At 67.9% G+C, this 12,311-nt stretch carries 13 protein-coding genes and 1 pseudogene; 7 read left to right on the top strand and 7 right to left on the bottom strand.

Translation table 11 applies throughout. The annotated features are described in order from the left end of the window. Positions 1–44: 44 nt before the first annotated feature. Entirely contained in the window at positions 45–1,445 is a 1,401-nt protein-coding gene (locus tag AC067Z_RS30160) for an APC family permease (RefSeq protein WP_478792808.1), read from the bottom strand. A gap of 86 nt (positions 1,446–1,531) precedes the next feature. Here AC067Z_RS30160 and AC067Z_RS30155 point away from each other — a divergent pair, with 86 nt between their 5' ends. Further along, the gene (locus AC067Z_RS30155; RefSeq protein ID WP_478792807.1) at positions 1,532–2,527 is read left to right on the top strand and encodes a 4-hydroxy-3-methylbut-2-enyl diphosphate reductase; all 996 of its coding nucleotides are present in this window, start codon (positions 1,532–1,534) and stop codon (positions 2,525–2,527) included. A 30-nt stretch (positions 2,528–2,557) separates the two neighbouring features. Further along, on the top strand, positions 2,558–3,298 hold the full coding sequence (gene ppgK / locus AC067Z_RS30150) for a polyphosphate--glucose phosphotransferase (RefSeq protein ID WP_478792806.1): 741 nt from the start codon (positions 2,558–2,560) through the stop codon (positions 3,296–3,298). A gap of 46 nt (positions 3,299–3,344) precedes the next feature. Here ppgK and AC067Z_RS30145 read toward each other — a convergent pair whose 3' ends face one another. Next, on the bottom strand, positions 3,345–3,920 hold the full coding sequence (locus AC067Z_RS30145) for a DUF6542 domain-containing protein (RefSeq protein WP_478792805.1): 576 nt from the start codon (positions 3,918–3,920) through the stop codon (positions 3,345–3,347). 205 nt (positions 3,921–4,125) lie between these two features. Between AC067Z_RS30145 and ychF the strand changes: the two genes are divergently transcribed. The 3 genes from ychF to AC067Z_RS30130 all read left to right on the top strand — a co-directional run bounded on the left by ychF (position 4,126) and on the right by AC067Z_RS30130 (position 5,946). After that, a complete protein-coding gene (ychF, locus tag AC067Z_RS30140; protein WP_478792804.1) occupies positions 4,126–5,214 on the top strand; it encodes a redox-regulated ATPase YchF in 1,089 nt (362 codons plus the stop codon). A 199-nt stretch (positions 5,215–5,413) separates the two neighbouring features. After that, positions 5,414–5,695 carry a type II toxin-antitoxin system Phd/YefM family antitoxin gene (locus AC067Z_RS30135; RefSeq protein ID WP_478792803.1) on the top strand — a complete coding sequence of 94 codons (282 nt, stop codon included), beginning with the start codon at positions 5,414–5,416 and terminating at the stop codon, positions 5,693–5,695. Beyond that, positions 5,692–5,946, top strand: a complete 255-nt coding sequence (locus AC067Z_RS30130; RefSeq protein ID WP_009321768.1) for a Txe/YoeB family addiction module toxin — start codon at positions 5,692–5,694, stop codon at positions 5,944–5,946. The genes AC067Z_RS30135 and AC067Z_RS30130 overlap by 4 nt, the downstream gene beginning before the upstream one ends. A 117-nt stretch (positions 5,947–6,063) precedes the next feature. On the opposite strand, the gene AC067Z_RS30125 is transcribed toward AC067Z_RS30130, so the two are convergent. The 5 genes and pseudogenes from AC067Z_RS30125 to AC067Z_RS30105 all read right to left on the bottom strand — a co-directional run bounded on the left by AC067Z_RS30125 (position 6,064) and on the right by AC067Z_RS30105 (position 10,966). Further along, positions 6,064–7,944 carry a DNA/RNA helicase domain-containing protein gene (locus AC067Z_RS30125; RefSeq protein WP_478792802.1) on the bottom strand — a complete coding sequence of 627 codons (1,881 nt, stop codon included), beginning with the start codon at positions 7,942–7,944 and terminating at the stop codon, positions 6,064–6,066. A 111-nt stretch (positions 7,945–8,055) separates the two neighbouring features. Further along, positions 8,056–9,306, bottom strand: a complete 1,251-nt coding sequence (locus AC067Z_RS30120) for a DUF2075 domain-containing protein (RefSeq protein ID WP_478792801.1) — start codon at positions 9,304–9,306, stop codon at positions 8,056–8,058. A gap of 86 nt (positions 9,307–9,392) precedes the next feature. Continuing rightward, positions 9,393–9,608: a hypothetical protein gene (locus tag AC067Z_RS30115; protein ID WP_478792800.1), complete on the bottom strand. Its 216-nt coding sequence runs from the start codon at positions 9,606–9,608 to the stop codon at positions 9,393–9,395. A 161-nt stretch (positions 9,609–9,769) separates the two neighbouring features. Then, a complete protein-coding gene (locus tag AC067Z_RS30110) occupies positions 9,770–9,898 on the bottom strand; it encodes a DUF6408 family protein (protein WP_478792799.1) in 129 nt (42 codons plus the stop codon). A 487-nt stretch (positions 9,899–10,385) separates the two neighbouring features. Further along, positions 10,386–10,966, bottom strand: a pseudogene (locus AC067Z_RS30105) (Uma2 family endonuclease). A gap of 216 nt (positions 10,967–11,182) precedes the next feature. On the opposite strand from AC067Z_RS30105, the gene AC067Z_RS30100 reads away from it, so the two are divergent. Both AC067Z_RS30100 and AC067Z_RS30095 read left to right on the top strand, forming a co-directional pair. Continuing rightward, on the top strand, positions 11,183–11,656 hold the full coding sequence (locus tag AC067Z_RS30100; protein ID WP_478792798.1) for a hypothetical protein: 474 nt from the start codon (positions 11,183–11,185) through the stop codon (positions 11,654–11,656). Next, positions 11,653–12,309, top strand: coding sequence for a hypothetical protein (locus tag AC067Z_RS30095; protein WP_478792847.1), 657 nt, complete (start codon positions 11,653–11,655; stop codon positions 12,307–12,309). Before AC067Z_RS30100 ends, AC067Z_RS30095 begins: the two co-directional genes overlap by 4 nt. Positions 12,310–12,311 lie beyond the last annotated feature (2 nt).

Genomic DNA, 12,311 nt, shown 5'->3' with positions numbered 1-12,311 from the left:
ACCCGGACCGGCCGCCACGGCCCCGGCCGCTTGCGGGCCCCGGCCTAACCGGCCCCGTGCCCCGTCCCGTCGTCCGGCCCCTCCGGCAGACTCCCGCGCCGCCCCCACTGCACCGACAGCACGATCAGGCCGATCCCCAGCCACACCACACCCACCACCTGGGCCGCACCCGACGCCGCCACGATGACCGCGACCAGCACCGCGATGCCCAGCACCGGGACCACGAGATGCAGCAGCCAGTGCGGCGTGCCCCCCATCCGCCGGACGGTGAACCAGCCGATCACGCTCGCGTGCAGCAGGACGAACGCCGTCAGCGCCCCGATGTCCACCACCGACACCAAGTGGTCCAGGCCGGCGTCGCGCTGCGCCGCCCACACCGCCGCGACCATGGTCACCGTCGCCGCCACCAGCAGCGCAAGGCGCGGAACGCCCGCGTCGGTACGGGCCAGCAGCCGCGGCAGACGCCGGTCCCTGGCCATCGCGAACAGCAGCCGCCCGGCCGCCGCCTGGCCCGCCAGCGCAGCGAACGCGGCACCGATCGCCTTGCTCGCCGCCACCAGATCGTGCAGCCAGGTGCCGACCGAGGAGTCCACCGCGTCGTAGAAGGCCGAGCCCTGCCGGGCCGGTTCGGCGGCCAGTTGCTCCGACGACAACGGCTCGAGCAGCGCCACCAGATAGGTCTGTGCGACGAACAGCGTGCCCGCGAGCGCCAGGCAGAACAGCACCGCGCGCGCCACCTTCCGCGAGCCGCCCGTGACCTCCTCGGCGAACGAGGCGATCGCGTCGAAGCCGAGATACGACAGCACGGCGATCGACACCGCGCTCAGCACCGCCGCCGTCGAGAAGCCGGTGTCCCCGGTCAGCGGCGACAGCAGGCCGCGCTGCGCACCGTCCCTGGCGAGCACCACCACCGCGGCGACCAGGAACACCAGCAGCACCACGATCTCCAGCGCCAGCACGGCGAAGCCGACCCGCGCCGCCGCCCGCACACCCCAGAGGTTCAACAACGTCGTCACCACGACCGCGATGCCGGTCCACAGCCACCGGTCCACCCCCGGGACCAGTGCCTCCATCGCGATCCCGGCGAAGAGGTACGCGACGGCCGGGATCAGCAGATAGTCGAGCATCGCCATCCAGCCGGCGATGAACCCCGGCGCCTCGCCCAGCCCTTTGCTTGCGTACGTGAACACCGATCCGGCCTGCGGAGCCACCCGCACCATCTGCGCGTAGCTCGAAGCGGTGAAGGCCATGGCGACCGTCGCCACGAGGTAGACGAGGGCCACCGCACCGCCCGACTTGGCGTCGAGCGTGCCGAAGACGCCCACGGGAGCCATGGGGGCGATGAACAGCAGTCCGTAGACGACGAGATCCCGGAATCCGAGCGTCCGCCGCAGTTCGGTATGACCCGCCTTGTGGCGGGCGTCCGGCGAGGAAGCTCGCCCCATCGCGTCCCTCCATCGCTCGCGTACGGTTCAGTCTGCTGTCCCCGGGTGATCACCCGCCTGTTCTGGGCGGCCTTACGATGGGACGCATGACTGCTACGCCGACCGCCCGACGCGTCCTTCTCGCCGCTCCCCGTGGCTACTGCGCGGGCGTGGACCGTGCCGTGATCGCCGTGGAGAAGGCCCTGGAGCAGTACGGGTCGCCCATCTACGTCCGCCACGAGATCGTCCACAACAAGTACGTCGTGCAGACGCTGGAGAAGAAGGGCGCGATCTTCGTCGACGAGACGGCGGAGGTCCCCGAGGGATCGATCGTCATGTTCTCCGCCCACGGCGTGGCGCCGATCGTGCACGAGGAGGCCGCCGAGCGGAAGCTCGCGACCATCGACGCGACCTGCCCGCTGGTCACCAAGGTGCACAAGGAGGCCGTGCGGTTCGCCAACGAGGACTACGACATCCTCCTGATCGGCCACGAGGGCCACGAGGAGGTCATCGGCACCTCCGGAGAGGCCCCCGACCACATCACGCTGGTCGACGGCCCCGAGGACGTCGCCAACGTCGAGGTCCGTGACCCCGACAAGGTCGTGTGGCTGTCCCAGACCACGCTCTCCGTCGACGAGACGATGGAGACCGTCGACGCCCTGAAGACGAAGTTCCCCGGCCTGATCTCGCCGCCGAGCGACGACATCTGCTACGCCACCCAGAACCGTCAGATCGCCGTGAAGCAGATGGGCGCCGAGGCGGACCTCGTCATCGTCGTCGGCTCCAAGAATTCCTCGAACTCCGTCCGGCTGGTCGAGGTCGCCCTCGGTGCCGGCGCCCGGGACGCGCACCTCGTCGACTTCGCCGAGGAGATCGACGAGTCCTGGCTGGACGGCGTCTCCACCGTCGGCGTCACCTCCGGCGCCTCCGTCCCCGAGGTCCTGGTCGAGGGAGTCCTGGAGTGGCTTTCGCAGCGGGGCTTCGAGGACGTCGAGATCGTCAAGGCGGCGGAGGAATCGATCACGTTCTCCCTGCCGAAGGAGCTGCGCCGCGACCTGCGCTCCGAGGCAGCGCAGCTGTCGGCCAAGCAGTCCGCCACGTAACCCTCAGCTCCGCACCGTAACGTTGTGTCCATGAACGTCTTCGGAGTGGACATCGGCGGATCCGGGATCAAGGGCGCTCCCGTGGATCTGGAACGGGGCGCCCTGGCCGAGGAGCGCCACAAGGTGCTGACACCACATCCGGCGACTCCGGACGCGGTGGCGGACGGGGTCGCCGAGGTCGTCGGCCACTTCGGCTGGAGCGGACCGGTCGGCATCACCTTTCCCGGTGTCGTCACCGATGGCGTCACCCGCAGCGCGGCCAACGTCGACAAGCGCTGGATCGACCGGGACGCCGCGAAGCTGCTCGGCGAACGGCTCGGCGGACTGCCCGTGACGATCCTGAACGACGCGGACGCGGCGGGCGTGGCGGAGATGAGGTTCGGGGCGGGCCGTGGCCGCAAGGGCACGGTGATCCTGCTGACCTTCGGCACGGGCATCGGCAGTGCGGTCTTCATCGACGGCCGGCTGGTCCCCAACACGGAGCTCGGGCACCTCGAACTGCACGGCCACGACGCCGAGAAGCGCGCCTCCACCAAGGCCAAGGAGGACGCGGACCTGACGTGGGAGCACTGGGCGCGCCGCGTCAGGAAGTACCTGGCGCACGTCGAGATGCTGTTCTCGCCCGAGCTGTTCGTGATCGGCGGCGGGGTGAGCCGCAAGGCCGAGAAGTTCCTGCCGCTGATCGAGGACATCCGGGCCGAGATCGTCCCCGCGGAGCTGCAGAACAACGCCGGCATCGTCGGCGCCGCGATGGCGGCCGCGGAGCGCTGAGCGACGCTGTGGCCGCCGTGACCGTTCGAATCCGGTGGAGGGTCCGTCACCCGCGGCGGGCGGGGCCGCCCGGCCCCCCGCTCCCGGCGCGGGTCCGGCGCCGGCGCCGGCTCATCATCCGCACCTTCCGCACACAGGTGATCAGCCCGGCGATCAGTGTCCCGCCGTAGAGCCAGCCGGCGTGCACGGCGAGAGCGGTGACCACGGCCATCGTCTGACCGCCGAAGCCGCCGTCGCCGCCCGAGATCGGAACGATCCCGACGGCGAAGGCGATCGGCACGATGATCGGCGCCATCACCAGGTCCGCCTCGCGCACCCACAGCGCGGTCAGCGCGCTGACCGGCAGGAACAGCGTTCCGTAGACGACCGCCGAGCCGTCGAGCAGCAGCCAGTCCAGGCTGCCGAGCACAAGCATCGTCGCGGCGGCGAAGAGCCCGGCGCCGAGCCCGGTCAGCCGGGGGTTCGGCAGTCTGCGCAGGGCCAGCACCACAGGGGCCACCGGCCGCGTGGTGCGGGGAGTCACCGGGTAGACGGTGGTGCCGTCGGCGAGGGCGCCCCGGGCGGGAAGGGAGCCCTGCGGCTGCTGCCGGGGCTGGGGGCGACGTGTCCTGTGCTGCTCCACACCGACAACGTAGGTCGCGGTGGGCCGATTGGGAGGTACCAGACACGCCCTTTGGCTGACCTTGGCCGTCCGTTCGACCCCGGGTGGCCGTGAGGTGGCCGTCGCTGCCCGCCGCGCCCCGCCCGTAAACTGGTGGATCGGCCCGCCCACTGCGGCGCGGGCGCCCCGCACTCCCCGCCCTCCATCCACTCAGGAAGTCGCCAACGTGTCGCTCACGATCGGAATCGTCGGTCTGCCGAATGTCGGCAAGTCGACCCTGTTCAACGCCCTGACCAAGAACGACGTGCTGGCGGCCAACTACCCGTTCGCCACCATCGAGCCGAACGTGGGCGTCGTCGGCGTCCCGGACGCCCGCCTCACCAAGCTGGCCGAGATCTTCGCCTCGCAGCGGATCCTCCCGGCGACGGTCGACTTCGTCGACATCGCGGGCATCGTGCGCGGCGCGAGCGAGGGTGAGGGCCTGGGCAACAAGTTCCTGGCGAACATCCGCGAGTCCGACGCGATCTGCCAGGTCATCCGCGCCTTCAAGGACGAGAACGTCGTGCACGTCGACGGCAAGGTCTCGCCGAAGGACGACATCGAGACGATCAACACCGAGCTGATCCTCGCGGACCTCCAGACGATCGAGAAGGTCCTGCCGCGCCTGTCCAAGGAAGCCCGCATCAAGAAGGACGTGGCGCCGAAGGTGGCGGCCGTCGAGGCGGCGAAGGAGATCCTGGAGAAGGGCGACACACTCTTCTCGCAGGGCATCCTCCAGGGCTCGGAGAAGGCTGAGCTCCTGCACGACCTGCACCTGCTGACGACGAAGCCGTTCCTCTACGTCTTCAACGTCGACGAGGACGAGCTGACCGACGACACCTTCAAGGACGAGCAGCGCGCCCTGGTCGCCCCGGCCGAGGCGATCTTCCTGAACGCCAAGCTGGAGCAGGACCTCGCCGAGCTCGACGAGGAGGACGCCATGGAGCTCCTCCAGTCGGTCGGCGCGGAGGAGCCGGGCCTGGCGACGCTGGCGCGCGTGGGCTTCAACACCCTGGGCCTGCAGACGTACCTGACGGCGGGCCCGAAGGAGTCCCGCGCCTGGACGATCAAGAAGGGCGCGACGGCCCCCGAGGCGGCCGGCGTGATCCACACCGACTTCCAGAAGGGCTTCATCAAGGCGGAGGTCATCTCCTTCGCGGACCTGGTGGAGACGGGCTCGGTGGCGGAGGCCCGCGCGAAGGGCAAGGCGCGCATGGAGGGCAAGGAGTACGTGATGCAGGACGGGGACGTGGTGGAGTTCCGCTTCAACGTGTGAGCGGATGAAATAACACCACGTTGGCGACCTGGCAAACATGCAGGTCAAGTGGGGTCGGCTCCTCCGGGTGCCGGCCCCTTGCTGTTTCCCGTGCTGGGATGGTGCTGGGTTTTCTGGTGGTCCGTCACCTAATTGGCTCTGCTTGAGGCGGCCGTGAGTGGTACGTTATCCGGTACCACTTGATGTAGGGAGTCAGCTTATGTCGATAACTGCGAGCGAAGCCCGCAAGGCTCTCTTTCCGCTGATCAAGAAGGTCAACGACGACCACGAGGCCATCGAGATCGTCTCCAAGCATGGCAACGCCGTGCTTGTCTCGGCCGAGGACTACGCGGCGCTGCGCGAGGGCTCGTACCTACTGCGCTCGCCTGTGAACGCACGGCGACTGCTCAAGGCGTACGAGAATGCCCTGAGCAACGTCAACGTGTCGGAGCGCGAGCTGATCGATCCAGATGTGGCGGATCCTGCAGCGGGTGACGCGTGAGGCTTGTCTTCGAGGATCAGGGCTGGGAGGACTACACGTCCTGGCTCAAGAACGACCGCAAGATGCTCGCTCGGATCAACAAGCTCATCGAGGACGTCAAGCGTGACCCCTTCACGGGGATCGGCAAGCCCGAGCCGTTGAAGTACCACTTGCCCGGGGCGTGGTCGAGACGGATCGACGATGAGCATCGCCTTGTGTACCTGGTCACGGACAAGGAGATCGTGATCCTCGCGGCTCGCTATCACTACTGAACGCAGGGCGTCCGTTTTGCATTGCCAGTCTCGTGCGGGGTGGTGGGAGAGAGTTGCGCCACCCTTGGGCCTGCCGCCGAGGGGCTCGGCGTTCCGTGCCAGACGAGGGTTAGTGGATCACACGGCAGCGAGGCTAGCGGTCGCGCCGGTCAGCTCCCGCAGCTTTTCGCGTGTCTCGGCATCGGTTGAGTACACCACCGTGCCGATCATTCCCCGCGTCAGCAGCACCTTGTACGTGTTGCGGATCAGCCGGTCCACATCGGCGTCCGGGGTGGACTTCTTGAAGACCGGATCCTTGGACGCTGAACGATCGGTGACCCAGCGGTCGCCGCGCCACACCAGGTCGGGACCTATGATGACGCCACTCCAGTCGTACTCGAAGCCCTGCGCGGTGTACACGCAGCCCACTTGCCCGAAACCGGCCGGATCGGTTGCCCACAGCGCGGCCGGAGGCGCGCCCCCGACGGACCGATCACCGAAGACGTTCCAGGGCCGTTCCCACTCCCCGATGACGACGTCCGCGGGCAGTGCCTGCCCGGGTGGCACCTTCTTCGTCCACTTCCAGCAGTAGCCTGCGGACATGCGCGCGCTGTACCCCTGCGAGCGGCGGTTGTCGAGGAACGCCTCCAACTCCTGAGGGCTGTCTGCGACCGTGAGGTGCATCTTGTCGTCGGGCTCCCATTCCACCGGGCCGCCTGGCTCAAGGCCCAACAGCCGTACCACCCAGCGCAGATATGCGTCGCTGCCACCGCACCGGAACTGGCTGTCCAGCGGCACCACCCGACATTGGAGCCCCTTCTTCGCGGCGGCTGCCTTGATCTCCGCGACCGTGCCCATTTCGCCGGGCCGAACGACCTGATGCTCGTCGAGCAGGAAGACCGGGACGCGTGCCGCGTCGATAAGTTCCTCGATCTGGGTTTTGCCGGTGCGGTTCGACGCCGGTGTGTAGCGGTTGGCCGATGTCTCCCGGATGCGATGGGCCTCGTCGCAGATCAGGACATCGAGGCTGTTGCGCTCGGCGGTCATGAAGCTGTTGAAGTATTTGAAGAGGTCCTGCACCTCACGCTTCCGGGCCCCAGCAACCTTCCTCATGGTCGTCGTGAACGAGTTGGAGCCCGTCGCGTGCAGCGCGGTGGTGCCCTGCCGGTACAGCTCACCGAGGAGCGACAAGGCGATGACGCTCTTGCCGGTGCCGGGCCCACCGGTGACGATCACGACCTCCTTGTGGTCGGAATGCTTGGCGCGGCGGACGGCCTTCAGGACAGTGCGGTACGCGATCTGCTGTTCGTCCAGCAGGACGAACTGCTCGCGTTCACGGACCTCTTGGGCAGCTACCGCCATGAGTTGCTTGGATGGCCCGATCTTCCCGTTGACGAGCTCGTCCGCGGCCGAAGCACCTGACTCCGGCATCAGCTTCGCACGCAGATAGGCGATGAACTCGCTGCGTCGCGCACCGATGAAGAGCTGGCCGTACTGGTCTTGCTCCGCCTCGAAAAGCCCGCCGACGCCAAACTCGGTGGCGTTGTGCAGGTATGCGGCGCCGTTGACGCGTTCCGGGTGCTTGGCCAGGGCTCCGTTGAAGGAGACGAGGTACTCGCAGTAGCCGCGTACCTGGTCGACTGGATTCAGTACCGCCCGAGCGTATGAGTCGATGCGGCACAGCGACGGATCGTCGTCGTCCGGCTCCGCGCTGCTCCACTGCTTCAGCTCCACGATGACGTAAGACGGCAGCCCGGTCTTGGGGTGCACACCGGCCAGCACGACATCGGCCCGCTTGCTGTTCAGCGGCAGTCCGTACTCCAGGAGCACCTCCACCTGCCCGAGACCGGCATCGTTGAGCGCGCTCGCGAGCACGGGGATGCTCCGCTCCCACGAGCGGACTTCGGATGGACCGGGCTTGTGGCCGTGCACGTGCACGAACTGCTCCGTCAAGCGGAAGAACAGGGCACCGGAGTGGCACTCGGCGGCGACCGCTGCGGCAGAGTCGCGGAACAGCAAGACATGCCCCCAGGCAGCACGAAGAATCTCGTGCGGGTGGGGGCATGTCCTTCGTGACTCCGCCAGGGCGGAGCGGAAGCCCGGCGGGCCGCAGCTACGTCGGGATCAAGGTTACCTGTGCCGTCTGCGGTAGGCAGGTGGCAGCTGTGATCCTTCAGCGGTGAGCTTCGGCTGGGCGCCGTCGTAGTGCTGCATGCCGATGGCGCCGGTGATGAGCCGGCGCAGTTCGTTGTGGGTCGCCGGGTCGACCGCGTAGACCACGGTGCCGACCACGCCGCGGGTGAGGAGCACGTGGTAGGCGTTGAGGACGCACCGGGTGACGATCGCGTCGTCGATTGGACTCCGGAAGGCGGGATCGCATGAAGCACTCCGGTCCACCTTGAACTTCCCCTCGCGGAAGAGCAGATCGGGTCCGATGATGACGCCGTTCCAGTCGTACTCGAAGGTCTGTGCTGTATAGACGCAGCCGATCTGGTCGACACCACGGCGATCGGTCGACCACAGGTCCGACCGTGGTGCGTTCGGGACGCTGTGCTCCGGCTTCACGTTCCAAGGCCGACGCCAGTCCCCGATGTGTACGTCGTCGACAAGCTGTTCTCCGTCCGGGTTGCTCCACTGCCAGCAGAAGCCCGCGGTAATACGGGCCGTAGCCCCTTCCAAATGGCGCTCCTGGATGAACCGCTCCATCTGCCTGGGGGAGTCGGCGACCGTCAGCGTCATCCTCCCGTCCGGTCGCCAGGCCACCGGATCGGAGGCGTCAAGGCCCAGCAGTTGTTGGACCCAGCGCTGGTACCGCTTGCTGCCGCCCGCTCGGAACGTGCCCTCCAGATCGGTCACTTCGACATCGCAGCCCATGTCCTCGGCGAGCTCTTTGAGATACGTGGCAGTGCCCACCTCGTCCGGGCGGATCGACTGGTGATCGTCGAGCAGGAAGATCGGCACTTTCGCGGCTCTTATCACCTCGGTTGCCTGCGGCCGGTCGTCGTCTCGCAGATTCTTCGGCATCCAACGGTATGTCGAGCTGCGTCGCATGCGGTGCGCCTCGTCGCAGATGAGGACGTCGATGCTGTCCGGTGTGCTCTCGCTGAAGCTGTTGAAATAGCGGTACAGCCTGTTGGCTGCGCGGCGCTTGTCCGCTGTCTGCCCTCGGCGGGCCGTGCTGAGCATGATCTCGCGCAGAGTCTCCGTGTAGGCGTGAGAGCCGCTTGCCAGCACGGCTTCGCGGCCCTTGAGCCCGAGGGCACGCTGCAACTCGAGGGCTACTGCGCTCTTACCGCTGCCAGGGCCGCCTCGCAGGATGTAGACACGCTTGACGCCAGGGTCGGGAGCTGGGTCGTGGGCGGATTCGGCGTCGTAGAACAACCCGACGTCGAAGCCGGTGAAGTGGGAGGTCTTCTCCAGGTGCCGGGTGATCCGGTCGACCGCGACGTACTGCTCGTCGAGGAGCGTCAGACCGCCTCGACTTCGTCGAGGCCGCAGTCCAGCAGGGCCTTGACCACTACGGGGACGCTGTTGTTCCAGGAAGCGATGTCTCCCTGGCCGGCCGCTCCTCCCTTGAGCCGGGAATGCTCGTGAATCAGTTGCTCGGTGAGCGGAAGGTGCGCAGATCCGGCTCGGGCCGCGATGAGTCGGCCGAGCTCGGCTGCGGACAGTTGCAAGAGCACGAAGGGTCCCCAGGCACGAGATGACTCGTGCGGGTGGGGGCATGTCCTTCGTGACTTCGCCGAAGCGGAGCGGAAGCCCGTCGGGCCGCAATGACGTTCTGCAGATTACCCGGCCGCAAATGAAGGAGGGCGGGCCCCTGGAGGCCCGCCCACCGCCCGGCTCAGCCGAGGCGGTGCACCACGACCTGCGCCAGAGCCCACGTCAGGTTCGAGCCGAGGCTCGCCGCGATGCCAACCAGGACATCACGGACCCAGGTGCGGCGCTTGGGCATGTACTCGATGGCAACCACAGGAATGCGTCCCCTTCGGTTTGATCGGTGACGGCGCCGGATGGCTCCCGCCGGGAGCGCACCATGGAGCTGCATCACCGAACCGAAGGGCATTGCGTACTCCCCGGGTCACGTCGCGTACACCCTCCGGGGAGGGCACGCGGTGCATGGCAACGGTAGTCCACGACAGGGCAGCGTGGGGAGGAGTTAATACACAGGCACTGACGAGCCGGTGGGGCGAGGGGGATGGACGGATTGAGGAAGGTCGGTCGGGCATCCGAGCTGCCCATGGTGCCGGGATGGAACGCCCGTGCTGGGATCGCGCTGGGATGACCCCCGCCAAACCCACGTTTCCGCAGGTGGGAGCTCTGCGTTACGGATTCCGTTTCAACGTGTAGTCATGCACTTGCCGTACGTTGATTGATTCGTCAAACGTGCGGTCGGAAGGGGTCGGGCTCTGGCGAGTCCGACCCCTTCCGCGTTCCCGTGCTGATTCGGAATCGCGCTGTCAGCCCGACCGGCCCGGCGCCAGCTTGTCGAGATCGAGGCTGATCTCGAACAGCAGGGACTGTTGGAGCGCATGACGGAAGATCCCTGCCGGCGCGTACGAGCCGGTCGGCTCGTCGAGCTCGTAGACGTGCACGGCGGGGACGGTGCCCTCGTCCTCGATGCACCAGTAGTGCGGGATTCCCGCCTCGGCGTACTTGCGCAGCTTCACCGTCCGGTCGCGGTGGGCGGACTCGGGGGAGACGACCTCGATGACGAGCTGGACGTCCTCCGGGGCGAACCATGTGCGGTCTGCGTCGTACGGGGCGGTGGTCAGAAGCAGGTCTGGCTCCGGGCGCTTGCGGGCGTCGAGGCGGATGGTCATCTCCCGCTCGACTTCAATGCCATCGGGGCCTGAGCCATGAGTGCCACCGTGAGACCAGTGACGAGTCGGCCGTCCCACGACCGCTGCGGGGACATCTTGAAGACGAGTGCTCCGTCGATCAGTTCGGTGTGGCCTGGTGCCTCGGGGAGGCGGTCCAGGTCCTCCGCGAACCAGCCTTCCGCGCGGGGCGGGCGCAACCAGTCGGGCAGTGCGGTCATGAGCCGACCCTAGCGATTGCGGCCGTCAAGGGGGTGTCGTGCTGCTGATCCACAATCGGCGCATGGATGTCGTCGGGATACTTGAGGCCGCTTCGCTGCTGGTGTGCCGAAGATGCTTCCCGCGTATCCCCTCCCCTGGCCGGGAACCGTCGGATGTGGGTGGGACGTGGTTTCCTGGGAAAGCGCGTTGTCGTCGATGCCGGGGGAGGCAATGAGGTGGGTGAGGGGACTGCGATCGCCGAGCGGATCGCCGAGCGGCGGGCCGGGACGGGCGATCCGCGGGCGCTCCTCGGGGAGCTGAGGCGGGCCCGGATGCTCGTACCGCTGGACCGGGGTGGGCTGTGGACGGGGCATTTCGGCGGTGTGCGCTGGGTGTTCGCGTTCACCGGCGAGGAGGCCCTCGCCCGCTTCGCGCAATCGCGGGCGCGGGAGTCCGGGAGCGCCCAGGACAGCGCGCGGCCCTGGGAGTTCGCCGAACTGCTCGGCGCCCGGCTGCTCGACGAGATCATTCCGGCCATGGGCGAGCCCGCGGGCATCGCCGTCGACGTCGCGGACCCCGATGGGGCCATGCTCTTCCCGCCCGCCATGGGCATCGTCCCGGACGAAGCCGCCGTCGACACGCCGGACAAGCTCGCCGGGGGGACCGACGCGACCCACGGGACCGGCAAGACCGCAGGGGGTGCCGCCTGATGGGCGACGGGGCGAAGGATCTCGGTGTCGACTATTACACCGTCCAGCGGCTCACCCAGGGCATACGCAACGCGGTCGGTGAGCTGAAGGAGATCGGTACGAGCACCGGGGCGGTGCTCGGCAAGGGTTTCTCCGAACTGGCGATGACCGGCATGGAAGCCGGGCACCACGGCCTGTCCGTGGACTTCGAGGACTTCTGCGAGCGGTGGGAGTGGGGCGTGCGGGCGCTGGTCCAGGACGCCAACACCATCGCGGCGAAGCTCGGCCTGTCCGCGGGAGTGCTGTGGGAGGAGGACCAGTACGTCCAGAGCTCGCTGAAGTTCGGCGTCAACTCGATTGCCGGCGGCAGCCCGTACGCCTCCGAGGAGGACATCGCCAAGCAGGACTGGGGCGACGTGTTCACACCGGACGCGCTGAACCCGGACTGGAGCGCCGAGTCGTGGGACCGCGCCGGTGACGAGATGGCCCAGACCTGGAAGGACACCGGGCGCGCGGTTCTTACCGAGGGGCAGGGCGGCGAGCGGTCGCGGATGCTCAACGACCTCCTCGGCATCGACCAGGAACAGTTCGACAGGGCCGTCGACGACACCTTCGGGCCGTCGCCCGAGGAGCGTGCGCAGCAACAGCAGCAGAACGAGACCGGGGGGAACTGACG

This window comes from Streptomyces sp. NPDC043812, from assembly GCF_056436245.1.
This window is presented reverse-complemented; position numbering and strand designations above follow the sequence as displayed.